Origin of the sequence: Paenalicyclobacillus ferrooxydans (assembly GCF_001399675.1) — a bacterium.
Classification (GTDB): Bacteria; Bacillota; Bacilli; order Alicyclobacillales; family Alicyclobacillaceae; genus Alicyclobacillus_B; species Alicyclobacillus_B ferrooxydans.
Genome location: NZ_LJCO01000082.1, coordinates 1 through 26,059 on the forward strand (window position 1 = coordinate 1; position 26,059 = coordinate 26,059).

General features: G+C 51.1%; 24 protein-coding genes and 1 pseudogene. 14 read left to right on the forward strand and 11 right to left on the reverse strand.

Annotated elements, in window-relative coordinates:
• The first annotated feature begins 170 nt into the window (after positions 1-170).
• From AN477_RS18865 to AN477_RS18875, 3 genes are all read left to right on the forward strand, one after another.
• Positions 171-791 (forward strand): hypothetical protein, encoded by a 621-nt coding sequence (locus AN477_RS18865; protein WP_054970736.1) that lies wholly within the window; start codon positions 171-173, stop codon positions 789-791.
• 112 nt (positions 792-903) lie between these two features.
• Positions 904-1,482 (forward strand): RNA polymerase sigma factor, encoded by a 579-nt coding sequence (locus tag AN477_RS18870; protein ID WP_054970737.1) that lies wholly within the window; start codon positions 904-906, stop codon positions 1,480-1,482.
• Complete coding sequence (locus tag AN477_RS18875; protein ID WP_054970738.1) at positions 1,479-2,252, forward strand: anti-sigma factor; 774 nt, start codon at positions 1,479-1,481, stop codon at positions 2,250-2,252. The genes AN477_RS18870 and AN477_RS18875 overlap by 4 nt, the downstream gene beginning before the upstream one ends.
• 59 nt (positions 2,253-2,311) lie before the next feature.
• Here AN477_RS18875 and AN477_RS18880 read toward each other — a convergent pair whose 3' ends face one another.
• The 4 genes from AN477_RS18880 to AN477_RS18895 all read right to left on the reverse strand — a co-directional run bounded on the left by AN477_RS18880 (position 2,312) and on the right by AN477_RS18895 (position 8,476).
• Positions 2,312-5,194 carry a DUF2309 domain-containing protein gene (locus tag AN477_RS18880; RefSeq protein WP_054970739.1) on the reverse strand — a complete coding sequence of 961 codons (2,883 nt, stop codon included), beginning with the start codon at positions 5,192-5,194 and terminating at the stop codon, positions 2,312-2,314.
• A gap of 8 nt (positions 5,195-5,202) precedes the next feature.
• Positions 5,203-6,726 carry an NADH dehydrogenase subunit 5 gene (locus tag AN477_RS18885; protein ID WP_054970740.1) on the reverse strand — a complete coding sequence of 508 codons (1,524 nt, stop codon included), beginning with the start codon at positions 6,724-6,726 and terminating at the stop codon, positions 5,203-5,205.
• A gap of 324 nt (positions 6,727-7,050) precedes the next feature.
• The gene (locus tag AN477_RS18890; RefSeq protein ID WP_054970741.1) at positions 7,051-7,398 is read right to left on the reverse strand and encodes a Na-translocating system protein MpsC family protein; all 348 of its coding nucleotides are present in this window, start codon (positions 7,396-7,398) and stop codon (positions 7,051-7,053) included.
• A gap of 91 nt (positions 7,399-7,489) precedes the next feature.
• Positions 7,490-8,476 carry an aldo/keto reductase gene (locus AN477_RS18895; protein ID WP_054970742.1) on the reverse strand — a complete coding sequence of 329 codons (987 nt, stop codon included), beginning with the start codon at positions 8,474-8,476 and terminating at the stop codon, positions 7,490-7,492.
• Between the two features lie 169 nt (positions 8,477-8,645).
• Here AN477_RS18895 and AN477_RS18900 point away from each other — a divergent pair, with 169 nt between their 5' ends.
• Positions 8,646-9,908 carry a beta-ketoacyl-[acyl-carrier-protein] synthase family protein gene (locus AN477_RS18900; RefSeq protein ID WP_054970743.1) on the forward strand — a complete coding sequence of 421 codons (1,263 nt, stop codon included), beginning with the start codon at positions 8,646-8,648 and terminating at the stop codon, positions 9,906-9,908.
• Positions 9,909-9,964: 56 nt separating this feature from the next.
• On the opposite strand, the gene AN477_RS18905 is transcribed toward AN477_RS18900, so the two are convergent.
• Entirely contained in the window at positions 9,965-10,399 is a 435-nt protein-coding gene (locus AN477_RS18905; protein WP_054970744.1) for a threonine/serine exporter family protein, read from the reverse strand.
• Between the two features lie 21 nt (positions 10,400-10,420).
• Positions 10,421-11,179, reverse strand: coding sequence for a threonine/serine exporter family protein (locus tag AN477_RS18910; RefSeq protein ID WP_425388201.1), 759 nt, complete (start codon positions 11,177-11,179; stop codon positions 10,421-10,423).
• A gap of 243 nt (positions 11,180-11,422) precedes the next feature.
• Here AN477_RS18910 and AN477_RS18915 point away from each other — a divergent pair, with 243 nt between their 5' ends.
• Both AN477_RS18915 and AN477_RS18920 read left to right on the forward strand, forming a co-directional pair.
• The gene (locus tag AN477_RS18915; RefSeq protein ID WP_054970745.1) at positions 11,423-12,361 is read left to right on the forward strand and encodes a manganese-dependent inorganic pyrophosphatase; all 939 of its coding nucleotides are present in this window, start codon (positions 11,423-11,425) and stop codon (positions 12,359-12,361) included.
• Between the two features lie 36 nt (positions 12,362-12,397).
• The gene (locus AN477_RS18920; protein WP_054970746.1) at positions 12,398-13,279 is read left to right on the forward strand and encodes a DUF1028 domain-containing protein; all 882 of its coding nucleotides are present in this window, start codon (positions 12,398-12,400) and stop codon (positions 13,277-13,279) included.
• 132 nt (positions 13,280-13,411) lie between these two features.
• On the opposite strand, the gene AN477_RS18925 is transcribed toward AN477_RS18920, so the two are convergent.
• Both AN477_RS18925 and AN477_RS25960 read right to left on the reverse strand, forming a co-directional pair.
• Positions 13,412-14,911, reverse strand: coding sequence for a leucyl aminopeptidase (locus AN477_RS18925; RefSeq protein WP_054970747.1), 1,500 nt, complete (start codon positions 14,909-14,911; stop codon positions 13,412-13,414).
• Positions 14,912-15,033: 122 nt separating this feature from the next.
• A pseudogene (locus AN477_RS25960) lies at positions 15,034-15,234 on the reverse strand (glutaredoxin family protein); the annotation flags it as partial.
• Between the two features lie 184 nt (positions 15,235-15,418).
• On the opposite strand from AN477_RS25960, the gene AN477_RS18930 reads away from it, so the two are divergent.
• The gene (locus AN477_RS18930) at positions 15,419-15,613 is read left to right on the forward strand and encodes a heavy-metal-associated domain-containing protein (protein ID WP_054970748.1); all 195 of its coding nucleotides are present in this window, start codon (positions 15,419-15,421) and stop codon (positions 15,611-15,613) included.
• Positions 15,614-15,638: 25 nt separating this feature from the next.
• On the opposite strand, the gene msrB is transcribed toward AN477_RS18930, so the two are convergent.
• A complete protein-coding gene (gene msrB, locus AN477_RS18935) occupies positions 15,639-16,070 on the reverse strand; it encodes a peptide-methionine (R)-S-oxide reductase MsrB (protein ID WP_083486467.1) in 432 nt (143 codons plus the stop codon).
• A gap of 238 nt (positions 16,071-16,308) precedes the next feature.
• Here msrB and AN477_RS18940 point away from each other — a divergent pair, with 238 nt between their 5' ends.
• Positions 16,309-17,481 carry an MFS transporter gene (locus tag AN477_RS18940; RefSeq protein ID WP_054970749.1) on the forward strand — a complete coding sequence of 391 codons (1,173 nt, stop codon included), beginning with the start codon at positions 16,309-16,311 and terminating at the stop codon, positions 17,479-17,481.
• Between the two features lie 120 nt (positions 17,482-17,601).
• Here the strand turns inward: AN477_RS18940 and AN477_RS18945 are convergent, their stop codons facing one another.
• Complete coding sequence (locus AN477_RS18945; RefSeq protein ID WP_054970750.1) at positions 17,602-18,081, reverse strand: hypothetical protein; 480 nt, start codon at positions 18,079-18,081, stop codon at positions 17,602-17,604.
• A gap of 280 nt (positions 18,082-18,361) precedes the next feature.
• On the opposite strand from AN477_RS18945, the gene AN477_RS18950 reads away from it, so the two are divergent.
• The 6 genes from AN477_RS18950 to cysC all read left to right on the forward strand — a co-directional run bounded on the left by AN477_RS18950 (position 18,362) and on the right by cysC (position 24,926).
• Positions 18,362-18,844 carry a hypothetical protein gene (locus AN477_RS18950; protein WP_054970751.1) on the forward strand — a complete coding sequence of 161 codons (483 nt, stop codon included), beginning with the start codon at positions 18,362-18,364 and terminating at the stop codon, positions 18,842-18,844.
• Between the two features lie 125 nt (positions 18,845-18,969).
• Positions 18,970-20,841 carry an alkaline phosphatase family protein gene (locus AN477_RS18955; protein ID WP_083486468.1) on the forward strand — a complete coding sequence of 624 codons (1,872 nt, stop codon included), beginning with the start codon at positions 18,970-18,972 and terminating at the stop codon, positions 20,839-20,841.
• 264 nt (positions 20,842-21,105) lie between these two features.
• Positions 21,106-21,804, forward strand: a complete 699-nt coding sequence (locus AN477_RS18960; protein WP_054970752.1) for a response regulator transcription factor — start codon at positions 21,106-21,108, stop codon at positions 21,802-21,804.
• Positions 21,801-23,183 (forward strand): sensor histidine kinase, encoded by a 1,383-nt coding sequence (locus AN477_RS18965; protein ID WP_054970753.1) that lies wholly within the window; start codon positions 21,801-21,803, stop codon positions 23,181-23,183. Before AN477_RS18960 ends, AN477_RS18965 begins: the two co-directional genes overlap by 4 nt.
• 211 nt (positions 23,184-23,394) lie before the next feature.
• Positions 23,395-24,297 (forward strand): sulfotransferase family protein, encoded by a 903-nt coding sequence (locus AN477_RS18970; RefSeq protein WP_281176389.1) that lies wholly within the window; start codon positions 23,395-23,397, stop codon positions 24,295-24,297.
• A complete protein-coding gene (cysC, locus tag AN477_RS18975) occupies positions 24,294-24,926 on the forward strand; it encodes an adenylyl-sulfate kinase (protein ID WP_054970755.1) in 633 nt (210 codons plus the stop codon). Before AN477_RS18970 ends, cysC begins: the two co-directional genes overlap by 4 nt.
• Positions 24,927-24,956: 30 nt before the next feature.
• Here the strand turns inward: cysC and AN477_RS18980 are convergent, their stop codons facing one another.
• Positions 24,957-26,048, reverse strand: a complete 1,092-nt coding sequence (locus tag AN477_RS18980; RefSeq protein WP_054970756.1) for a glycosyltransferase family 4 protein — start codon at positions 26,046-26,048, stop codon at positions 24,957-24,959.
• Between the last annotated feature and the right edge of the window lie 11 nt (positions 26,049-26,059).

Genomic DNA, 26,059 nt, shown 5'->3' on the forward strand with positions numbered 1-26,059 from the left:
CCGAGAGTCCATGGCAAAACTCACCGGTACCGACGAACAGCAATTGCTGGCGCCAACGTCAGTGTTGCATAAATAGCCGACACTAAGGGGTTGCACTCAAATTTACACCACTTGACGGGACACTACCGAAGGCAACTGCAACGCTTGGTACTATCACGGTAGGAATTACAATGGTCGCATGCACCACAACCGTCTTTGCCGCCACCGTCGACTTTCAAGCGCACGGCTTTCCAAACGTAGCAGCGGAAGCATTGATACCAGTGGGAGTAGGGGCCACACTCCAAGCTGGAGGAGCCAAGGTCACCATACCTGCAGGTGCGTTCAGCGACCCAGTGAAATTCGAAATCTTACAAGGACCGCTGGTCAGTTTTGACGCTAAGGCACCTGAAGGACAAACGTCGATTTTCGACTTCGCATTTAAGGTAATTGATGAGAAAACAGGAGCGCTTGTAGCCAGTTTTGGTAAACCAGTTGTCTTCAGTTATACGAATCGCAATGTGAATGTGCAAAGTATGTACTACAACATCGGTCCCACAGGGATGTACACACTGAATCCAGTCAAACCAACGATCTCTGTCGATACATTGACACACGGAATCACAGGCGCTTCGGTTGGATGGGTCATTACCTCTCCATGTGCAGAGGTAAAAGACCAACCGCGGTATCTAAAGGGTTTTCCCACTCTGAGCAACATTTCAACGGACCAACTTGGCTTGTCACAATACACATCTTTCTTTGTATTTGAGGAGGACATATTTTATGCGCTTTTACATCAATGGCGTGTTAAATAAGAAAAAGAGTCTGAACTGGAGAAATGATGATTGATGCTCGGAGTGCAGCGGACCAGTTACCGTATAATCGACGGTAACTGGTCCGCTTGATGTCAAAGGAGTGAGCGTGCGGATGGAACTGCTCGATGATGCCGATTTATTTTCGAAAATTCAGGAAGGAAACTCAGAGGCCTTCGAGCAGATGTATGACAGATACAGTGGCCTCGTTTACACGTTTGCGCTCCATGGGTGCAGCAATGAGGAACTTGCAAGCGAGGTCACTCAGGATGTGTTTGTCAGACTGTGGACTACGAGTGCACAGTACCGGCCGGAGCAAAGTCAGTTTCGAACCTGGCTGCTGACCATAACTCGACGCATTTTGTATGACAAATTGCGTCAACAGCGACGAAACGGAGCCGTAATATTGGAATGGTACGGACAGACTGCAGACGATCTAGGGACAGGCTTAGAACGCAGCGTAGAATCGGTGAGTTTTCACCACTGGTTTCGCGAAGACGTCTCAGAGGCGATGCAGGCTCTGAACTTTGAGGAAAGAACTGTCATCGAGTTAGCCTACTTTCACCAGTTGACACTAAGCGAGATCGCACAGCAGATGAACCGACCCTTGGGGACCGTAAAAACTCGTCTGCACAAAGCATTGAAATTCCTTCGAGAGATGATGCCGGAGTGGAGAGAGGGGGCTGAAAGGTGAAATACGAAAACTGCGAAGACCTCGATCTTCTAGCTTATCTGCGAATGAGAATGCATGATGATGAACGAAAATCTGTGGAGAAACATCTGGCTGCGTGTGCCAGGTGTCGACACGAGCTGCGTGAATTGAGTCAGGCAGAGGACCAACTGGTCCAGCTTTTGACACCTGTAATGCCGCCCGACGAATTACTTTCAAAGACTCTCTTGAAAGCGTACGAACAGCGACCTCCTGTGAATGTATCCCCGATAAGCGAAGTGGTTTCACCGCAGGCATATGGGCCGAGGCGGGCGACAGCATCAGATAAGGAACACCTACTGCGGTATCTCGTACCGTGGACGCTCAGTGCGGCTTTGCTTATTGTGTCCGTCTTCCTCGCCGGACAGGTCGCCAGGGATTCGACGTCATTAAAAACGATGCAACGACAACTAGCTGCTGCGTCTAGAGCAGTGACTCTGCAACCGACACAGGTGCAAGCCGGAGCAACCGGCAAAGTCGTCATCATGCCGACCCAAAGTGGCATTCAATTGCTTGTTTATATTTCGAATGTCAAACCGACAACGGGCTCACAGGTGTATCACGTTTGGCTGTTGCACCACGGTGTCCGGCAGAGTGCGGGCGTGATAAAAGTGAATTCGAATCGTGTTGGCGTTTTACAGGTTCCACTAACGGGACCACAGACGAGTTCTGACACAATTGGCATCACACTAGAACCGAATGCGAAAACCAAGATTCCACTCGGGCCGAAGGTGCTTGGCGCAAATCAGGTGTAGGAGCGATTGGGTTTCGTTATTTACTGCGAACCACAGATATCGAACATCTGTGGTGCCATTTATGACGTAAAGACAGGGCGTGTTGTGCCCGTATTATTCGACACCTCCGAGAATCCATGACCTCCATTATCTGTCACGAAGGCGTCACCAGTCCAATCTTCCCAGAGGCCGCTCGGGTCGATGGTGGCAAGACGGACCCATCCGTTTTGCACCTTTTGGCGAAACGAGGGATTTGCTTCGAGAATGTCCGCCATACGGGTTCGAGGTGCTTCGACGATGATGAGAAGCCGCAGGGGAGTATGGTACGGTTCCTTGTCAGACTCCATAACACTTTGCCACGGCACGCCAGTTAGTAAATCGCTGCCGTTACCCTCCATGACACCGAGTCCTGAGGTTACGGTTTGGGTAGCTTTACTCCCAGCGCCATAATAATCTGGAGCGACCGTCGAAGCGTAGTATTGCAGGTTAATCCACTGTGCAACTGTTCCCGGTCCCGAGAGGATAGCGTTCAAAATTTCGCCGTCCGAGTCCGCTTGCCAGTCGTAACTGTGGAGAAAAACGCGACCTTCCAGGTTGCAGGACTTGGTTAAATTGCGGTGCCCAATAACGAATGCGGCGTTCTTGGCCAGCCCCCACTCAGGTCGGACTTCACTCCAATCCTCTGATAAGCGCTCTGCCTGACGAACCGGCGCTTCAATCTGTCTTGGTGTCAACGGGAATTCGCGCAAACGCTCTGTGACAGCGGCCCTTTGGACAATCGGCAATACACGATTCACTTGATCAAACGCGTCTTTTGCGCCTTCTGATAAACTTGGTACATACAGCCAACGCAATGTGTCCAGGGTTGTGATGTGTTCCGCTGCAAGGAATAACGTTGCTTCGGGAATTTCAATGCCAATTTTCTTGAGTGATGCACGAACACTTGTTGTATTGCACAACGTTGCCAGAATCCTCGCGTTATGAGCCCCTGACGCTCCTCCACACGCTCCACAATCCAGCTTTGCAGCATACGGATTGTTCGTCGTTTCGCTGCCGTGTCCGCATATGACTACAATCGGAGCAAAATCTCTCGTAAGTCCAATGGATGCAAGAAACTGTCGAACGTATTCAACTTTCAGGTTATCTGGTATTCCGACAGCGAGAGGACTGTTCAGAGAAAGAGAAGACTCCTCTCGTTTTGCGTGAGCTGTATCTGGACCTGCATTGTCGGAGGCGTCCTCCCTTACGGGCCCTTTCGGTACGCCGGTTATCTGATCTGCTATGTCAATGGAGAACATGGTTTTTGGCTTTTTAAGCCATCGCTGACGCAATTGACGAATGGCTTTGCCAGTCATTCTTGGGAAGAAAGTACGAGCAATCATGTGCAATGCCATCCAAAATCCTGTCACTTCCGGCAAGAGCAGGCTCCCCAGAGTGCTTTGCTTCATGGTCTTAAAAGCGTGCGACACGGTGTCAACCGCATCACGGCGCGCCAGATATGGCATGTGATACTCGTCGGCTGCATACTCCACAATGAGGTGCTTAGGAGTGAGGATAACGGGCAAAGAGGCGTGAGCATGGCTCATGCCGAGCGACTTGACAGCTACTGGCAAACCAAAGAACCCTGCTGCACCGTAGGTCTCAAATGGTCCACTTCGTTCCAGCCGTCGACGATATGGCTCAGACCGTACGTCGATACAAAATACAAACTGTGCAGAAGGCGCGACGATGCGCTCTGAATCGCCGATATGGCTCTCAGCTTCAATGATTTCAAGCCTGCGGGACGTTCCAAAGTCCGGCTTTGTAAGCGTCTGAGATTCTCCCGTAAGGAGTTTTTGAAGTTGTGCACTTTGGGTGTCTTCCCAAGCTTCCAGCCACAGTCTCCGTGCAGTCAAAAGATTAAATCGATGTGCTATCGATAGTCGTTTGATTTGCCCCTCCGGTGAGAGGTTAAGCCATTCGCATGGCTGCATTCCGGCGTAATGTTTCCACGCTGCAATACCATTCTGGATGAACTTGGGCGCAGCTGGGGATTCATCCTTTAGGGGCAGGTATGGCGCAAGATATGCCCACTCCATCGAGATACGAATGGCTAAGTAATCCAGCACCAGAGATCTTTCAGCGTCAGCGCGCTGTGCGCGCCAGTACAGCATACCCGCCCAACCAGGTAACGCGAGAAGGTGTTCCCGCAAATACGATTCGACATCTGATACTGGGATTTGTAGTTTATCCAAGGCCAGTTGCAGAGCGGATGAGGCGTCAGCAGGCCACTGATGCAGGCGTTTTCGGACAGCCCTGGGCAACGCTGGGTCGTGCTCTACAAGTTGTCGCCAGGCTGCGTAAAATCCCTCTTCTCGATAAGGCAGTGACCACACTGCTTGAGATTCATCAAGGTAAAGCTTGCACCACTTGATAGCCTGATGGTTGAGCCTGTGGTTTGTGTCTCTGTTACTGAAGCGGTCAAACTGCTGGCTCAGCGGCTGGACTTCACCTTCGGCTTTCGATGAGAATGAAGTTTCCAGGTGCAGCATGGAGGAGGCAGCTTCTTGGACAGCGAGATTGGAGATAAGGTCACCAGGTATCTCTTGGAGTGACATTACAGCTCTACAGAAGACTTCCACCGTCTCGCGAAGATCATCTCCACCCATTTCTGCGTCGAGCCACTTTTGAAGTCGCGCGTCAACAAACCGCGGTTCAATTTCCCCTTTTTGCTGCGCTGCTCGAATGATGGCAGCACTAGGGTAGAGATCTACCCCTTGACTTCTCTTCATATGTTCGGCCACACGGTGAAAAGGTTCTGATTCAAGATTCATCCAAGGCGATCGCGCAGCAAACTGATCAATGGGCCAGAGTGGGGCAATCGCTTGAACTGCGCGATCCACAATCTGTTCGAGTTGAAATCGTCTCGGAAAATGGTCCTGATGCGTGCTCAGCAGCTCCGGCTTGATATTCATGTCTCTCATTCACATCCTTATCCTACCAATTGTCTGACTTGCGGCTTAGATTCGGGGTACGCTGGGCGGACTTGGATGAGGTTTGTACTCGGCTCACCAAGATAAACCAGCCAGAGATAAAGCTTGCTGAACCGACGCGTGGTTTGTCGGTGCAGCCAGTACATACCTACACCTGTAAGCGTTAACCACAGTACACTTACGACCACAAATCCAGTTGGCAAGACAACACTCGATGCGGGAGAGAGTTGAAGCCATGGAGCCAAGATGGCATGCACCATTTGATAGGTTAACGCGGACACGGTCAAAGCACCAATGCCAATTAGTAGCTGACTCTTTGGCATGCGATCTACCACGAGTTGATGCCACCCAATACCTGCTGCGCATCCAAGAATGACTGCACTCAGTAACCGATATCCCGGGGAGGGAGCAACCAACCAATAGCCCAATGCCACGATGACGCCGACAAGGAGCACAGATAATAAGGACCAGAGCGTAGGCGTTGTTACCTTGGTGGTGGCAATCTTTGGCTTGATTACAGACCCCGACTGAAAAAACAGACTGGATTTAAAGAACCCGTGCATGACCAAATGGATGACAGCTGCGACATACGCCCCAAGTGAACACTGAACCAACATGAACCCCATTTGTGCGATAGTCGATGCGACCAATTGTCGTTTGTAGTCGACATGGACGCGCATAATTCCAGTCCCAATCAAAATGGACACCGCGGCAATGGCGAAGAGTGTTTCTCGTGCAGGTATGCTCTGAAACAGCGGGGAGAAAACCGTCAACAAGACACCACCAACGTTCACGAATCCTGCATGCATCACTGCAGAGACAGGCGTTGGTACCGCGGCAGAGTGAACAAGCCAGCGTTGGAATGGCCACTGTGCAGCAGGAATAATGGCAGTGAGGACGAGCAGAAAGTCAATAGCAGTCGTGGAGGATGCTGTCATGTGTGCGAGTCCGGTTTGACTGAGTGCAACAGAGATATCCCAAGATTTTACGGTTTGTCGAACAAGAACAGCGGCGACGGTAAAGGAAACCCAACTCAGAGCAAACATCAGTGCTGCCTGTCTGACCATGATCTTTATAGAGGCAGATGACCGGTTTAGACTGAACAACAGAAGCATCCCAATCAAAGATACTCCCCAGCATAGAGCCATCCAACGAATATCATTCATCAGCCACGTCAATGAATTCACGGCTGTTGTCACTGTGAAGAGGGTGAAGTATTGACGGTACTTTCTGTCACCGAGAAGATACCGAATTGAGAATCGCTGAACCACGGCATTGACTATATTTACAAAAGCAGCCACGAGCCAGCCCAGTCTGCTCAAGTGCCAGAAAGAGGTCGTCATCGTATCCCCGCTCGTAAGCGCAACAATTGCGGCCAGGGAGGGCAGGATAAGGAGCCCTTGATGGACAAATACGTACCGAATTGAGACCCTGGGAGATAGAAAAATCAGTGCAGAGATTACACAGAGGGCCAGCGCCCCCAAGTACAAGTTTGCCATTGTCACGCCTTGCAACCAATCCATTGTGGCACCCCTTCCTCAATACGGTAAAAGGCTAATAAAAAAACCGATCGATCCCACAGAGAACAACCGCCCGCAACTGTCATGGTGACTGCAGGCTGGTGTACTCGTGGAGTCAATCGGTTTCGTTTATACTACCCTCTCATGTACGAAAGGGGGTTATTCAACGCTACCAAAAAACTACACTTCGTGTAATATGATCCTGTTGTTTCAAGCTTAACGAATTTTATTTTAACAAAGATGAGCCAGATGTCAACCCAATGGTCTCACTTCACAAAATGTGTCCATCTTGGGAGACGCTTGGCATGGGGTGAGTCTTTTCGTCCTTTACTCGATGGGACTTTTCATGATGAAGACCATGACTCGTTCACCCGTTTGAGTACTAATGTCCGTGTAGAAACTCATGACTTCGATACCGGTTAGTTCACTAACCAGTGCTTTCAGCTGGTTCGCACCGCTCTCAACGAGGTCTGAACGCATCCGTTTCACCGACATAAGGCCTTCCCGCGTCGTGGCCAGTTCCTGCTCTGCTGCAGTCAAAATGCCTCTCATCAACACGATCACCATGTTCCGCAAAATATCGGTTTTGACAAGGATGGACCCGCGTCCCAAGTAGTCTTTTTCCCACTGAGTTAAAGATTTGCTGATTTTATCCTCAAGTTCTCCTTTGGTCATGCTGTTACCTCCGAATAAAAGCTGCGCTGCTAGCCAGGCATACCAGGCCCCTGCAAAGACCCAGGGAGACGGTGTACGCTCGAGGCCTGTTTTATCGATGAACTGCGTTCATTGCTTGTGCCGGGTAGCGTTCACCTGCAGCCACGCCTTTTGGGGCAATCGTGTCAATGCGTGCGACGTCGTCCCTGGTGAGTTCAATGTCTGCTGCTTTCAGGTTATCCTCCAAATATGACACGCGTTTTGTCCCTGGAATCGGAACAATGTCCTCACCTTGATGAAGCAGCCATGCCAGAGCTAGTTGCGCTGGAGTACAGTCTTTCTCGGCAGCCATCGATTCAATCAGCTTGACGAGGGCCAAGTTCTTCTCGAAGTTCTCACCCTGAAAGCGGGGGGAATTGCGGCGATAATCATCTTGCGGCAAATCCTCAAAACGTTGGAAGCGTCCTGTAAGAAAGCCTCGTCCGAGCGGGCTGTAGGGAACAAATCCAATGCCGAGCTCACGAACTGTCGGGAGGATTTCGTCTTCTACGTCGCGGCTCCACAGTGAGTATTCAGTCTGCAGCGCTGAAATAGGATGAACACTGTTTGCCTTGCGGATGGTCTCCGGAGCAGCCTCCGAGAGTCCGAGATATCGGACCTTACCCGCTTGGACGAGATCGGCCATAGCTCCAATGGTTTCTTCAATGGGGGTATTTGGATCAACGCGATGCTGATAGTAGAGGTCGATGGTATCCACACCGAGCCGCTTCAGGCTGGCATCACAAGCTTCTTTGACATACTCAGGACGCCCGTTGATGCCAAGAAACTTCCCATCTGCTGAGCGCACATTGCCAAACTTTGTTGCAATGACCACGTCTTGGCGTTTACCCTGCAGAGCACGACCAACCAATGCTTCGTTTGCTCCTACACCATACATATCTGCCGTATCAAAGAAGGTGACGCCGAGTTCGATGGCTCGATGAATCGTGCGAATAGACTCCTGCTCGTCACGACCGCTGTAAAAGTCGGACATACCCATGCAACCGAGTCCGAGCGCGCTTACAACAAGCCCCTGACTTCCAAGTTTACGATGCTGCACCTGATTCACCTCACGCGTGATTAGTGTTTGCACATCTACGATACCCAAAATTCGATACAAAGGACAACCAGCCCGAAAAAATCACTGTGTAATTTGCGGGTCGCATTGGTTGAATTACAAATTTACACAATCTATCATGAAATGGATGAAGTCGAAAGGGGACTTTTGTATGCCCTCACGCACTAGGGTTGTTGTCACTGGGATGGGAACCGTCACCCCGCTCGGGGTGGGATTAAAAAGGTTTTGGAATGGTCTGCTTCAGGGAGAATCCGCCGTTCGAGAGATGTCCGATCCGGTTTTGCAAAAGTGGACCCCCGTCGCCGCACAGGCAATTGACTTTACCCCGGAAGACTATCTTCCGCGAAAACTTGTCTCTGATACGGACCGCTTCACGCAGCTTGCGCTTGTCTCTGCCAAGGAGGCACTTTTTGACGCCGGATTTGACGGAGATTCAGGGCACCCCTTTGGAAAAGAATCGGAGTCCGACAGGGTGGGGCTTTCCCTTGGTTCGGCTTTTGGCGGAGTCCAATCTCTTGAGGCGGGGGCCGTCAAACTGACCTCGTCAGTGCGGGTCAGTCCGAGATTAGTATCCAAGTCGATTCCGAACGCTGCAGCGGGTGCGATTGCGATGACATATCACATTACAGGGCCGTCGATGACGTATGCTACAGCCTGTGCTTCAGCAGCCAACGCGATTGGCGAGGCAGCTTATTGGCTGAAGAGTGGTGAGGTCGACGTGGTTCTTGCTGGGGGGGCCGAATGCCTGTTTACGCCTTCGATCCTTGCCGGATTAAAATCTGCGGGTGCGCTCGCACAGAATGGACCTGAAGACAAAAGCCGCTGGTCACGTCCATTCGATGCCAACCGTCAAGGTATGGTGATGGGGGAAGGTGCAGCGATATTGGTACTGGAGGAACTAGAGCACGCCCGCGCCAGAGGAGCCAGAATTTACGCTGAACTTACCGGATATGGAGCTTCCAACGACGCGTACCACGAAACGGCACCCCACCCGGACGGGATTGGGGCTGCATCGGCCATGTCACGCGCTCTCAGGTCCGCAGGGCTCAGTCCAAAGGATATCGACTATATTAACGCTCATGCGACCTCAACACCGGCAGGAGACAGTGCAGAATGTAAAGCGCTGTCGCGTGTGTTCGGGGACGACTTATCGAATATTCCCATCAGTTCCATCAAAGGCGTCACAGGACATTTGCTCGGAGCAGCCGGGGCCATTGAAAGCGTTGCTTGTATTAAAGCCATCGAGGACGAAATCCTTCCTCCGACTGCACATTGTGAGCAGCCGGACGAACTTGCACCTGCCAGTCTCATTTGTAATACACCGCTTGAAAAAAGAGTCAATCGGGTGCTCAGCAACTCTTTTGGTTTTGGGGGACAAAATGGGGTGCTGGTATGGGAGCGGTTTGTCGATTGACGTCACGATGGGAGCGCTGGCGTTGGTTCGAACTGCGGCCTGCTTGGTGGGCGGCGCTAGAACGCCCCCGGCTGGCGTTTGACAATTTGGTACACGACCTCCGCTACGATGAGCCCGATTGCAATGGCTCCTGAAATCATGAACGACTCAGCGGCGTAGCGCATGGCCAGGTTGTAATCGTTCTCCACGAAATAACGCATTGCGTTGTAAGCGAGCCCTCCCGGTACGAGAGGAATGATGCCAGCCACGCTGAACACGGTGACGGGTGCCTTGTAAAACCGTGCAAAAAGCAGGCTGACGAGCGTAATCATGAAGGCAGCCACAAGGGTTGCAGGTACCACCGGTATGCCTGAACGTGTGAATTCAATGTAGATCAGCCATCCAATCATTCCGACTCCACCGCCTGCAATCAGCAGTCGTTTGGGGGCACTGAAGATGATACCGAAGGCTGCTGTGGCCAAAAAGCTGACCACTAACTGTTGGATCAGCATCGTGTTTCTCCTCCTCTTCGTTTAACTGGCTACGAGAAACAAACTGGCCGCGATGCCACCGCCGATGGCGAGGGCCGTAAGCAATGCTTCGATACCTTTCGACATCCCGGAGACGAGGTGACCTGCCATCAAGTCGCGGACGGCATTGGTGATGAGTACACCAGGAACAAGGGGCATGACTGATCCGATAATGATGGTGCTTTGCGACTGACCCGCACCGATGCGGACCAAAACAAACGATGCGAGTCCAAGCGCAAGTGCAGCGAGAAATTCAGCAAAAAACTTGAACCGAGTTAGTCGATGAAAGTACAGCGCGCACGAGAATCCAATCGCTCCACAAACAAACGCAGATGCAAAATCAGACCAAGGTCCGTTAAACATGATGAGGAAGCACCCACTCGCGAGAGCTGCGGTGACAATCTGCAGCCATATCGGGTAGGCATGTCTGGAAGCCGCGATCTCAGTCAACTTTTCATATGCTTCTTCAATGGATAGCTTATCTGAACAGAATGCTCGTGAAACAGTATTTACCCGCGTAATCTTTTGCAGGTCAATAGCTCTCTCTGAGACGCGGATGAGCCTCGTTTTGTCTTCTCCGTCGATGGAAAAGATGATTCCCGTCGGCGTTACAAAACTCTGTGCATCCACGCCGCGGGCATTTGCCATGCGAATCATGGTGTCCTCTACTCGGTACGTCTCGGCTCCGTTTTGCAACATGATGCGTCCAGCCAGCAGACAGATGTCCATCAGCGGGCGTTCTTGTGCGAGATGCTGATTCACTCGATATCGCTCCAATCCCTATCCTCTGCTCTTCATACTCCGTCAAACCTGCAACCGAATCTCTCAAGCCTCATGATACGAATACCATGGACTTGCGGGCAAGGACTGCAGTCCGCACATTTCACAATCACCGACAATTTCCCGTTTCGTATTTTACTGCGACTGTGTTCTCACGTATGATAAGTAGGATAAATACTCTCGGCGCGAAAACCGTTATCACGCCCGAGTCATAAGGAGGATAACATGGACAAGCTTGTTATTTTCGGGCACAAAAACCCGGACACCGATTCCATCTGTTCTGCACTCGCATATGCAGATTTAAAGACACAGTTGGGCGTTTCTGTTGAACCGCTCCGACTCGGGGAACTGAACCCCGAGACCACGTTTGTCCTGAACCATTTCCAGGTTTTTGCACCGAGGCTTGTGCACGGTGTCGCGCCGGAAGCTAAGGAAGTTATTTTGGTCGATCACAATGAACGTCAACAAAGTGCCTCCGACATTGGAGAAGTGACTGTTGTTGAAGTCATTGACCACCACCGGATTGCAAACTTTGAGACGAGCCAACCCCTGTATTACCGTGCGGAGCCGGTTGGGTGTACAGCTACTATTTTGCGCAAAATGTACATCGAAAATGGCCTCTCGATCCCAAAGTCGATTGCGGGCCTGATGCTGTCCGCCATCATTTCCGACACACTCTTGTTAAAATCACCGACATGTACGGATGAAGACGTTAAAGCAGTTCAGGCACTCGCGGAGATTGCAGGTGTCAATTACGAAGAATACGGCCTTGCGATGTTAAAGGCGGGGGCTGATCTGAGTGACAAGACACCGGAGGAACTGATTTCCTTGGACGCAAAGGAATTCTCCATGGGCGCTTACAAGGTTGAAATCGCGCAGGTCAACACGGTTGATACCAATGACTTGCTTGCTCGCAAAGGTGAACTTGAAGCACTTCTGAACAAGGTCATTCTTGACAAGGGGCTCGACCTGTTTGTACTCGCAATCACGGATATCCTGAACAGCAACTCTGTGGCACTGGTGCTTGGCCGCGCAGCGAAAGCAGTCGAACAGGCGTACAACGTGACGATCTCTGACAACACAGCTAATCTTCAAGGAGTCGTATCCAGGAAAAAGCAGGTTGTGCCGATTCTCACCGAGACACTCGAAAAATTTGAGCTCTAATCCCGGACGAGAAACTCGTCCACAGGAGGATGGGGAATGTCAAAAACGCCTCTGAAAAATGGTCTGTCTGCTGTAGCGACGTTTTCGATTGTTGCTGTTGATGTCAAGACGGGCGAAATTGGCGTTGCTGTGCAGTCGAAGTTCCTCGCGGTCGGTGCCGTGGTGCCTTGGGTGAAAGCAGGCGCAGGTGCGATTGCCACGCAGAGTTGGGCGAACACGACATACGGCCCCAAAGGACTTCAACTGCTCGAGCAGGGACTGCAACCGGAGGAAGTCATTGTCCAGTTGACTGCAGATGATACCGATAAAGAGTCCCGGCAGGTGGGTGTAGTTGATATGCTGGGGCGCAGCGCGACCTTTACAGGGAAAGACTGTTTCGACTATGCAGGCGGTATCGCAGGGCCAGGCTTTGCTGCGCAGGGAAACATCCTGGCTGGTGCGGGCGTTGTCGATGGTTTGGTCAAGGGAATTCAATCTGAGGGCTCGCTGCCCGACAGGCTTCTTTACGCGTTGAGCTTGGCCCAGGAAGCAGGCGGGGATAAGCGGGGAATGCAAGGGGCGGCTCTGTATGTTGCTAAGCAGGGCGCAGGGTACGGCGGATTCAATGATCGGTATATTGATCTTCGCGTCGATGACAATCCGTCACCGATTGAAGAATTAAAACGCCTGCTGGCGCTTCAACGGTTGTATTTTGGCAGGACAGCTCCTGAAGACCGATTGCAGCTAACAGGTGAGACATTGCAAGAAATCCGCGACCTGCTTCGGGCCCATGGCTATGCAGCCGGAACGGGTGCAGATTACGACCAAGCAACCCGTCATTCTTTGCAAGCGTATTTTCTGACGGAAAACTTCGACGATCGGTGGACAGATGAGCCTGTGATAGATCGTTTGGTGCTCGAATTCATGCGTAAGTTCTGAGCGCATGCAGCCTGACGTGTCTAGATTCGACACTGCCCGAAATTCTGAATTCGATGAAGAAGTCAAGAAAAGACCAACATTCCTCGAGGTGAGGAATGTTGGTCTTTCTAGCTTTACTGAGTGGCGAATCGCTTAGCGGCTTTTCGTCAACAGGTACTGGACCAACGAACGAACCATTACACCTGTAGCACCTTTAGGCGTGAGCGCTGTGCCCTTGTCGGAATATGCAGTTCCCGCAATGTCCAGGTGAATCCAAGGTGTATTCTCAACAAACTCACGGATAAACAGAGCGGCGGTTATGGTACCCGCGAAGCGGCCGCCTGTATTTTTCACATCGGCAATATCGCTTTTGATTAAATCCTTATATTCATCGAAGGCAGGTAATTGCCAGGCCTTTTCACCCGCAGTCTGAGTGGCCTCCATAAAGTCGGCCAGAAATGCTTCGTCATTTGTCACTGCAGCGGTCGTTGTTGTCCCGAGGGCAACAAGTGCTGCGCCAGTAAGCGTGGCCAGGTCAATGATCTGAGATGCTCCATGATGTTTGGCGTAAGCTACACCGTCTGCGAGTGCTAGCCGACCTTCCGCATCCGTGTTCAAGACCTCAATGGTCTTACCGGTCATTGCCGAAATGACATCTCCCGGCCGAAAAGCACTGCCGGATGGCATGTTTTCAGTGGCTGGAACCACACCGACAACGTTGATAGCGGGCCTTAACTGGCCAATCGCTTTCATCGTGCCAAGAACGGAAGCACCGCCTCCCATATCGGTTTTCATGTTTTCCATCCCAGCAGCGGTTTTAATGGAGAGACCGCCGCTGTCAAACGTGATCCCCTTACCGACAAGTCCGATAGCGTTATCCCATGTATCTCTACCTTGGTAGCGCAAGACAATCATCTTTGGAGGTTCGACACTCCCTTGGGCGACAGCAAGCAATGCACCCATGCCGAGTTCTTCCATTTGTTCTCTGTCGAGTACTTCAAGGGTCATTCCATACTCGTGTGCAATTTTCGATGCATGTTCAGCCATGATAGTCGGTGTCATACGGTTGCCCGGGGTGTTGACCAAGTCGCGAGCCAGACAGACGCCGGACGCCACGGCTTCTCCGTTTTTGATCCCTGTGCTGAGACCTGCAACGTCATAGGTGCTGTAAACAGTGAACTTGGATACGTGGTGATGAGTTTTCTTGTCCCGCGCATAGCTTTCAAAATGATAGTTCGCGAGTAAAGCACCCTCCGCGATGGCTTGTCCAACTTCCACATCTGTCCATGAATCAGACAATTCTTCGGGTAAGATGAACGCGACGTGGTTTGCTTTGCACTCCGCTGCTCTACGCACCGCGGTGGCTGCTGCCAATCGAATGGCCCCAAGGTCAGGTTCTTTGGCGAGTGTCCCGAGTCCGATGAGGGCGAACCGGGGGGCGGTTATTTGACCTAAAGTATGAGTTTCAAACACATCACCTTGCTTTGCTGTCCAGGATTCGCGCTCCAGGAGTGCAGACAATTGATGGGCCATTGCGTGATTGAATGCGGTAAAGCCAGGTTCATTCTGGTATGTATCGGAGGAGCAGGTAAGTACAACGAGATCAGAAGAAATGGCTAAGAGATCTTTTGCAGATTGCACGTCGATTTGCATTTTGGTGCCTCCTGGGATATGAAATGCTGATTCACATTAATGTTACTTTAAATCTTCCAAATCGTCTCGGAAACGAACGTATTGTCTCGGAAACGAACGTAAAAATCAGAAATTGGGTGTGATTACTCAGACAGCCATCCTTCGTCAGTCAGAAGGGCTTCAAGCGCCGGAGGGTTGTAGCCTCGAACAAATCTTTGACCTGCAATCACGACGGGCGCAGTGAACGAACCGGTCAGGCGAACGAGTTCATCAATGGCACCCGATTGTCGTAACAGATGAACCTCACGAAACGGAACATGATTACGCGAAAGAAACTCTTTCGCAAGACGGCACTTTCCTCAGTTGCTGGTGGTGTAAACGACAACGTCCCCTTTCACGTTCGGCACCTCCTCTAGGTTAAGCATAACGGTTTTGCAGGAAAATACGAAAGTGGTGGGAAACTGTGTTGTTTCTGCGACAGGGGATACACTACACCGGTGTAATCAAACCTAGGGAGCGTGAATTGTTTTGGATACTTTGACATTGTCAGTTCATGGATTGAATGTCAATGCGGTCACAAAGGCACTCAGACAAACCCGGGGCGTTGCAGGTGTCAGTGTTGACTTGGGAGAAAGTGTTGCAGTGGTTACATACGATGAAACCGAGACAACCGCTGGTCACCTTGAGCAGGTTGTCTCGGCAACACATCACAGGTCGAACTGAATCACGGGGCTTCAACGCCGGGCGCTTATCTTTCAAACAAGCGCAGATACTCCCCGTAGCCCTCTTCCTCAAGTTTGTCTTTTTCAATAAAGCGCAGTGCTGACGAATTAATACAATAGCGAAGTCCACCCGTTTCTTCTGGGCCGTCATCAAATACGTGGCCGAGATGCGAGTCTGCTTTGGTGCTCCGCACTTCTGTGCGAATCATGCCGTGACTCGTGTCTCGTCGCTCACGTATTTCATGGTCATTGAGCGGTTTGGTAAAACTCGGCCAGCCGCAACCCGAGTCATACTTATCTAAGGAGGTAAAAAGCGGCTCTCCGGAGACAACGTCTACGTACAGCCCTTCCCGGTGATTGTTCCAGTACTCGTTGTGAAACGGGGGCTCAGTCCCACTGTGTTGAGTGACCTCATATTGCATCGGCGTTAATCGCTGTTTCAAGTCATCCTGCGGCACGTATCATCACCAATCCTTTCGGTTTTTTAGAAGCAAAGACCTGCCTGTGAGCATCATCGCTGAACGCTTCACTCCAGTCAAACCGGAGGTATGTTCAGGATTCTCAGATGTTGACACACGGGAACTTCGGGGTAATCTGTAGTGGTGGCGAGCGGCGGGAGGAATCTTTTTCCGAGTCTAGGCCAGTGACAGAGCCACACTGCTGCATAAAGACTGTACGGGAGTGGGGGTTAGAGGTTTGCCTGAAACAGAAGTATCTCGTTCATCCGTTGTGTCGTTCAATCGTCGAGCGGTCTTTTCTCTAAGTGGAACACATTTTCTTAACGACCTTGTCACGAGCGGGATGGTTCCAGCTCTTGTGGTCATGTATAAACATGCTCTTCACCTTAATTATACGCAGTCTACGTTAGTTGTGTTGGTATCTTACTTAACGTCCTCAGTTATGCAACCTATTTTTGGAACACTTACCGACAAGAAGCCGCGCGTTTGGCTGTTGGGGGCAGGGGTTTTTCTAGCGGTTCTCGGGTTGGCCCTAACTGGTTTTGTCCATAGCTTGCCTTGGTTGCTCATCTGTATTGCGATTTCCGGACTGGGATCTGGTGCTTTCCATCCTGAGGCATCACGTGGAACCCACCTGGCTGCAGGCTCTAGGCGTGGAATGGCACAGTCGATTTTTCAGGTTGGCGGGAACGCGGGTCAGGCATTCGGCCCCTTAATGATCCCACTATTTCTCGCCAGTACAGGACTGAAAGGGCTGCTTTGGTTCATTCCAGTCGCTATCCTGGCACTTGGACTCGGCGCACAGATTACACCGTGGCTGAATCGGCGGGTTGCGGAGTCAGCAGGCCGGCGTCGACAGATAACAGGGGAGAACAACATCCCAGGTGTCATTGTGCTCGTTATCATCATCATTCTTCGTTCCTGGTGCCAGGTTGGTGTGGTGGTGTTTTTGCCCTTTTATTTTCACAACTTATCCATCCAAACCTCAGAGCTGTTTAATTTCGTTTTCATGGGTGCGGGGGCATTAGGTACGTTTATCGGCGGTGTGGTTTCCGACCGGATCGGCCAGAAGCGCTTAATGATGTTATCGATGTTGATTGCAACACCTTTTGCGCTGCTGTTCCCCCATACACATGGGGTAGTGGCCGTCCTTGTACTGTTGTTCTTTGGATTTAGCGTATTGTCATCATTCGCCGTGACCGTCGTATTAATGCAGATGCTGTTGCCGAAAAACATTGCGCTTGCCTCTGGGTTATCAATTGGGTTTGGCGTTGGGGCAGGGGGGATTGGGGCCACGTTCTTGGGGGGAATCTCGGACTTGTTTGGTGTGCCAACGGTATTTGCGATTTTGTCATTCCTGCCCCTCATCGGTGCAGTTCTTTCAGCATTTTTACCTCGAGCACAGAAGTAACCAAAACCTGAATTCACGATGCAGCCCGTTGTCAAGGTGCCAAGGATTTCCGTCCTGGCACCTGTTATTTTTGTTACCAGCAGAACAAGTACGCATGCGGCACAGAAAGACGACGGTGTATCAGTTTTGCTGTTGTGTGGCGTTCTCAAGGGACTGTCGTAAATGATATTTGTACCACTTTGAACCGGGGTAGGTATGTCCCGTGGGTGCTATCGCTACTGTTGAAATACTCGAGATGGCAAAGATAAACGATAGACCTGCCATAGCAAGGTGCGTCATGATGATGCCCCATTTTGTTTTCCGGCGCTTAAAGTCGTAGCGAAAGAAAAAGTACAGCCCTGATAAAAGTGTCAGTGCCACGAGCGCAAATGAGATGCATGCAAAGACGATGGAAAACACGTTGACATGAGCAGACGTGGTAAACATTTTGACAATGAGAATGGCGAATAAGATAGTCGTCACAGCAGCAGCCGTAATGTGGCACGCGACGAGCACGAGCGGATAGTAAACTTTAATGCGAAAGGTATAGCCAGAAAACAGATACAGCCCGAACAGTGATGTTATAATAAAGGCTGTTAGTGTCACTTGCCACAAAAGCACTTCAAAGTTCCCTCCTTCTTACATTTCCCAGAATATGAACTAGTGTATTCCTCTGACGGTGCACCATCAAGCCTTTTCTACTCCCATTTGCAAATTGACTCGACTGTACGGATTCGAAAGAATTTAAAGTATTCACACATCTGTTATAATACACATAAATTGATTTCGATCTGTATATATACAGACCAACTCGTGAAAGACGAAGACGTTCAAGATCTGCACTGTCCACCCCATGTCAACCACTTGTTTCAACTACCCAACGCAGGGAGGAAACGAAGCCGTGCATCGTTTCACAGTAAAGTTGTCAAAATGGATTGAGTCTCTCATACGAATTTTTGAGATCATCCTGTCCCTCTTCCTTATCGTTGGGGTTGTCTCTGCATGCGTGATGATGGTGCTGAGTTTGCGAGGCGTGTTCTTGCGGGGTACGGTCAGTTCACTCCAGCAGTTTTTGGACGATGCGCTGCTGTACATCATTGGTCTTGAGGTCGCCCTTATGTTGATTAAACGAGATCCGCATCTGGTTACGGATATCCTTATTTTTGCCATCGCAAGAAAGATGATTGTTACGATGCAATCCGGGATTGACTTCTTTCTTGGTTCGCTAGCCATTCTCTTGCTGTATGTTGTGAAGTGCTATGGCATCAGCTGTATCTTGCTGCCGCGACGACTGTGGGCGAACCTGTCACAACGAGAAGGAAATATTGAGAACCCGCCTAGTTCTTCGTCTGAGTCCTCCACCACAAAATCTACAAACTCTTAACATCTAATCAATAGTCTTTTATCTCTCTTGCATCGTAAATTTACAAATCCTCTGTAAGATTTGGGTCGTGATAAGCGTGTTTACACGCTGGACACAGATGCAAATTCCAAGGAGGTATCTTGTTTATGCGGCGTAGTTTAAAGCTGTCCGCGGCAGTGGCTGCAACCCTAGCTTTGTCTGCCGTGCCTGTCTTTGCAAGTGTGTCTGGAGCAGGTCAAGGTGCTGCTCTATCGAGCCACTTTGCGGTGAGTCACATTCCTGCGACAACCACTCCGATTAAACATGTAGTTGTCATCTTTGGCGAGAATGTATCATTCGACCACTACTTTGGTACCTATCCAAACGCAACAAACCCGGCAGGTGAGCCTCCCTTTTATGCAGCTCCAGGAACTCCGTCTGTTAACGGCTTGACACCGTCTCTGCTTTCGAACAATCCAAACGGTGTCAATCCGCAACGTCTCGGGCCCAGTCAAGCAATGACGGGCGATATGGACCATGGTTATTCCGCAGAGCAAAAGGCGTTTGACAACGGCCTGATGGACAACTTTGTGAACGCGACGGGTCACGGTGACAAGACTGTGATGGACTACTATGATGGCAACACCGTCACCGCTCTCTGGAATTATGCGCAGCACTTTGCAATGAGCGATGAGTCGTTTGGCACTACGATGGGACCATCGAGTCCGGGGGCAATTAACCTGATTTCTGGTCAAACACACGGAGCGATTGCATTTAGTGGAAACTCCACAACCCCAAACCCCACTGCCTTGAAACCAGGAGACAAGGGATATCCCACTTGGGCCCTGAACCAAAACGGAACCTTGTTCAGCGACGTTGACCCGTACTTTGACAAAGCTTCAAAAGGTACAACGATTGAAATGACCGGTAAAAACATTGGTGACCTGCTGAATGCGAAGGGTATCACTTGGGGCTGGTTTGAAGGTGGATTTGCAAACCCGACGGCGCAGCACAAAAACGTTGGCGGGAAAGAGGTCACCGACTACATTCCACATCACGAACCGTTCCAGTTCTATGCATCCACGTCGAATCCGAACCACCTGCCGCCAAGCTCTGTAACGATGATTGGCAAGACGGACCAGGCGAATCACCAGTACGATATGACCAACTTCTGGCAGGCAGTGAATGCCGGAAATATGCCCGCAGTCAGCTTCCTGAAGGCGCCCGGGTATCAGGACGCTCACGCTGGCTACTCCGATCCGTTGGATGAACAGCAGTTCGTGGTTGACACCATCAACAAACTCGAACAGTCACCAGACTGGAGCAGCACTGCGGTTATCATCAACTACGATGACTCTGACGGCTGGTACGACCATGTCATGAGCCCGATTATTAACGGATCGAATGACCCAGCACAGGATGTCCTTGGCATGGTGAACGGGAAATACGCCGGGAACGCAACCATAATGGGGGGTTATCAAGATCGGATGGGATATGGTCCGCGCCTGCCATTGATGGTTATCTCGCCTTACTCCAAGCGGAATTATGTGGCAAACACGGTCAGCGACCAGAGTTCTATCCTGCGCTTCATTGAAGACAACTGGAACCTTGGCCGTATCGGCGACGGATCTTATGACGCAATTGCTGGCAGTCTGATGAACATGTTCGACTTCAGCCATGGTCCTTCGAACACGAAGCTCTTCCTTAATCCGTCCACTGGCGAACCGATGCCGCAAGTGACGCCGTTTATGGTGAGTGGACAGACGTACATGAGCATTTATGACATTGCGCAAATGGCTGACTTCGGATTCACACAGTCTAAGCATGACTTGCAGTTTGTCTACAACAACCAGATTGTGACTGTCCCATTTCATGGCAACACGATTCAGGTAAACGGTCAGGACGTCAAGCTGGACGCCAACATGGTTGGAAGGGACGGTCAGTTGTGTCTGCCTATCGCTTCCTTTGCGCACGTTCTTGGGGCAAGTGTCAGTCAAAGCAGCAGTTACGGCGTCACGTGGATTCCGCCGCAAAACTGATGCTTTCGGCAATGTGAATCGTTAACAGTGCATCACTCGATCCCGTCCCCGGGCTGATAAGCACAACTTCACAGCAGTTTGAGACCTGTCAGGAGCTGTCAGGAGAGTGGTCTGACACAGTCAGACCACTTCTCTGGACCTGCGCTTCTGCCTTTTTTGGATTCTCCATACAAACACCACAACTCGCCGATGGATCTGGGACAAGTTATCGTTAAACTATAATTAGAGAAAAATCGACGAAGTTTGTGAAAGGGGAATCCCCACATGGGAACAAGTATCCTCATCGTCGATGACGAACCGAAGGTAATCGACGTCATCAAACCATTCCTTGAAAGCGAAGGATTTACGGTTTCGACAGCTGGTACAGGCCAAGAAGCACTGCGACGAGTCGATGAAGTAAATCCTGATATTGTTATTTTGGATTGGATGCTTCCAGAGCGCAGCGGACTGGACGTTTGTCGCGAGTTGCGACAAACGGGGCGTCCCATTGGCATTATCATGCTTACGGCGCGAACTGAAGAAACGGATCGCGTTGTGGGCCTTGAAATGGGCGCTGACGACTACATGCCAAAACCCTTCAGTTTGCGAGAGTTGTTGGCGAGAGTTCGGGCGGTTCTGCGACGCATTCAAAGTATCCCAGCGGCGGAGGAAGAGACGGGGATTATCCGGCGCGGGGACCTGACGATTGACGAGAGCAAGTATCGTGTCTGGAAGAAGGACGAAGAGATTATCCTGACGCCGGCAGAGTTCCAAATTCTGCTCACCCTGGCCTCACGGCCTGGTGTTGTATACAGCCGTCTGCAGCTCCTGAAAGCTACGCTTGGAGACGCGTATCTGAATTACGAGCGGACGATTGACAGCCATATCAGTCACCTGCGCAAGAAGATTGAAGATGACTCGACCAACCCGCGCTACATCAAGACTGTGCACGGTATCGGCTACAGGTTCGGCGAGGATTCATGAAAGTCCGTCAAAAACTCTTTGCGGCAATGGCCGCACTCGTGTTCATGACGAGTGTAGCCTTCTTTACGCTGTCCCATGGGTATCTGTCGGGGCTGTTCCGAGAGTATGCGCAAGCTGCTCGAGAGGGCGATGCGGAGACGTGGGCGACGCTTCTCGAGAACTACTATCAATACAATGGCGATTCGTGGGCTGGTGTAGATGCGTATATCTATCGCTTGTTCGGATCGCGGTCAAATGTCGGACAAGTCGCCTCTCTGATACTGTACGATGCACAGGGAGAAGTGATCGTCCAGACCGCGCAGAGTCCCCCCGACGGAACTGACGGGCAGTCTCCGTCTCATAGTGACTCTGGACTGGTTGAGGCACCTATCATCGTGAACGGCACAAAGGTTGGGGACCTTCAGATTCATGACCGAGGCATCGAGGGACTCACCAAAGTGGAGCGCACTGTTTTGCACTCGGCCACGCTGGCGACGGTATCTGGCACGGTTGTGACGGGATTGTTGGCACTGTTGATGGGAGCGTGGTTTACCCGTTGGATGACCAAACCGCTCCAACTCGTTATGCAAGGGCTGCGTAGAATTGGGGCTGGCGAACTGGAAGCGAAGGTCATGGTCAACAGTAAAGATGAGTTTGGTGAAGTTGCGGAAGCATTTAACGAGATGACCAGTAAATTGTCCCGCACAGAACAGGCGAGGCGACACTTGGTTGCCGACGTGGCACATGAGTTACGGATGCCGCTGACTGTCATGCAGGGGCAACTTGAGCTGATTCAACAAGGGTTAAAACCGGCTGACCCGGAGTCTTTGTTGCCTATTCAAGACGAGGTCTTCCGACTGACACGTCTCGTACAGGACTTGCACCAACTGAGTCTTGCGGAGGTCGGCAAGCTGTCCCTTGTCAAAAAGCAGGTGTATCCGGGACAACTAGTGGAGCGGATCGCCGATAACTTTGACATTGAGTTTGAAGATAAAAATATCACGCTCCAGATAGAGAACCATTTTCCGGCCGACTTGACCGTGACGGTCGACCCCGACCGGATTACCCAGGTTTTCGTCAACCTCCTAGGAAACGCCTTGCGTTATACCCCGGAGGGGGGAGCGGTCCGCATCGATGTTGAACGGGACGGAAACCAGTTTCGCACATCGATTGCAGACACAGGTCCCGGCATTGGTGCGGACCACCTGACGCATATTTTTGACCGGTTCTATCGAGCTGATGAGGACCGATCTCGGGAGACAGGAGGCACAGGACTCGGTCTTGCCATTGCGAAGGAGTTTGTGGAAGCACACAGTGGACGCATTGCAGTGGATAGCACCATTGGCAAAGGAACCGTGTTTACGGTCTGGCTGCCGCTTGACGCAGCAGGGACCGCATGATTTAGGACTGTGATGTTGCTAGGTAGCGAACAGGTTTCGGGTCCTCCACACGATCTCCATATTTTTTACATATCCGTGTAACCACGGGGAGTGGTTGGACGGATAGTATGAACATGAGGTATCCTATCCGAAGTGTGAAAATTTTGGGTATCGAAAGGATGCTGGCGGGAGAAAGGGGAGGATTTCAATCCCGAACATACCGAACTTATTCATTGCTGGGGCTGCTAAAGCGGGGACAAGTTCTCTGTACCACTACTTGACACAACATCCTGCCGTCTTCATGAGTCATATTAAGGAACCGCACTATTTGTGCAGTCATCGTTTTCCCCCATCGTTCACGGGACCTGGGGATGAAGGGTTCAGTGACAACGTGGTTCGGAACGAGACGGACTATTTGAAGCTGTACTCGAATCCTGGCAACGCCACTGTACTCGGCGATGCATCCGTCTACTATCTGTACTACCCCGACACGCCGAGGTTGATTCGTGAACTGAATCCCGACGCGAAGGTTATTATTATCTTGAGAAATCCCGTTGATAGAGCTTTTTCAGCGTACTCTCATACGGTTCGTGACGGTCGTGAAACGCTCAGTTTTGAACAGGCGCTCGAGCGTGAGCACGAGCGCCGGGAGATGGGTTACCAGCCTCTGTGGTGGTATAAAGAGGTTGGCATGTACGCAGCCCAAGTGAAGCGCTACTTAGACACCTTTGATAGACAGCACCTTCGCATTTATCTTTACGAGGACTTAAAGGATATGAGCCGTGTGATAGGGGAGATTATCTCTTTTCTTGGTATCGATCAAGACGTGCCGATTGACACCTCAATCCGCCACAACGCCTCGGGTGTACCGCGTTCACGTTGGTTGTACAACTTCTTTGCCAAGCCTAATCCCTTGAAGAATGCCCTGAAGCCATTCCTACCTGCCAATGTACAGCATAAACTGGGAAACAAGGCAAAGAATATGACCTTGAAGCACCTGTCTCTACGTCCAGAGACAAGATTTCAACTAACAAAAGAATTACAATCTGACATAAAGGTACTTGAGGGCCTAATAGGGCGCGACCTGTCTCATTGGGTCAGAGTGGATTCCCTAGGAGGAGCTATCGCGAAATGAATGAACAGAACCTGACCTGGCACCAAGGGCGCATCACAAAAGACGCACGTACACAGCTGAACGGTCACCGCGGACTGTGTATTTGGTTGACCGGACTTTCCGGTGCTGGGAAATCAACACTTGCAAATCGCCTCGAAGAGGAACTGTACCGTCGCGGGATCCACACCTATCTCCTTGATGGAGACAATGTTCGGCACGGATTATGCGCTGATCTCGGTTTCTCCGAAGAGGACCGTAAGGAAAATATTCGCCGCGTCGCACACGTTGCAGGATTGTTCGTCGATTCAGGAGTTGTCGTTTTATCCGCACTTATCTCTCCTTTTGAATCGGACCGAGAGCATGCAAGGGCCCAATTTGAAGACGGAGAGTTTGTCGAGGTTTACGTGGATTGCCCGGTAGACGTTTGTGCAGCCCGTGATCCGAAGGGCTTATATGATAAAGCAAAACGCGGAATCATTTCGAATTTTACCGGTATCTCAGCGCCGTACGAGCCCCCTGCTTTCGCGGATGTGACCGTGAACACTGCTTTGCAGTCTGTTGACGAATGTGTAGCTAAGGTTATGAAGTCGATTTTGCCAAAACTCGGTGTAAATGACGAGCAAGCCATCCTTGAGGAGTGCGAGGCCTAGGATCGACCTCGCGCCTCCCTTTGGGCAACTCTATTTCGTACTGATTGCCAAACGATACACTCGGAGGATCCGGCGGATCATTCGATGCGAACTCAATTGGTCGGCCAGTGCTTTGCGCACTTGGCCGGCTTCATGTTTGAGCATCCTTTGTTTGGACATGGCATGACTCAACTTGGTGTTCAGTTGACTGTGTGTCCAGGGACGAACGGCTCCGTGATCACCAAAGTTGGTTTGGATCATATGCCGAAGGCTTTTTTGCGTGACAAGTCCATGGTCACCTGCTGACCCAACAGCCATGGTGGGAACACCGCAGATGGCCGACTCTGCAGCCACGCGAGCGGTTCCAATGACGAGATCGCAGGAGTTATAAAAGTCAGGCATTTTCCCCATGCCCATCGGGCCGAGGACCTTTACCCGTCCCCTTGATGTCCCCACAATCCGTTTGGATTCGCGGCCGACAACCAAAACGTATACCCGCTTGTGGGCAAGCGAAAACCTTTTTAGGCTTCGTACTACCCGTCTTCCTAAAGCTGCCTTCTCGACAGTAAACCTCCCGGCGTATCCAATCACATAGGCATCTTCCGGGACTTTGTGCAGCTTCCGCAGCGGTTTGTTCTTTCCGGGTCGAAACAGGTCTGTGCGGATGCCGTTCGGTATCGTATAGACCCGACCTGCTGGCAGTCTTGTAGCAGAGACGGTCTTTGGTTTGAGGGCCGGGGAAACCGTGATGACTGCTTTTGCAATCCCTTTCGTAGCCCCCAAGGCAGCAGCACCTACGTAAGGTCCATGAACGGTTGCCACAAGTTGCGGTCTTCTCACTAGACCTCTCAGTGCAAGTGCTGCGAGTGTCATCGTAGGTCCATCATGAGCGTGCACAATATCAAATGTATGAGCTTGTAAAAAACGCCGCAGGCGAAGCACCTTCGGGCGCCCAGGACGCTGCAGGACAGTGTCAATGTGCAGAGGAACGCCCAGTCGACGTGCCTGACTGACCCATGGCCCACCGGATGTGTAGAGTGTGACATGATGTCCCATCTGACGCAGGCCGGAAGCAAGTGTCAACACATGCGTCTCGGTCCCGCCGCCTCGCCACAGTCGTTGGACGAGCAGTAGTATCCTCAATCAAAATATCC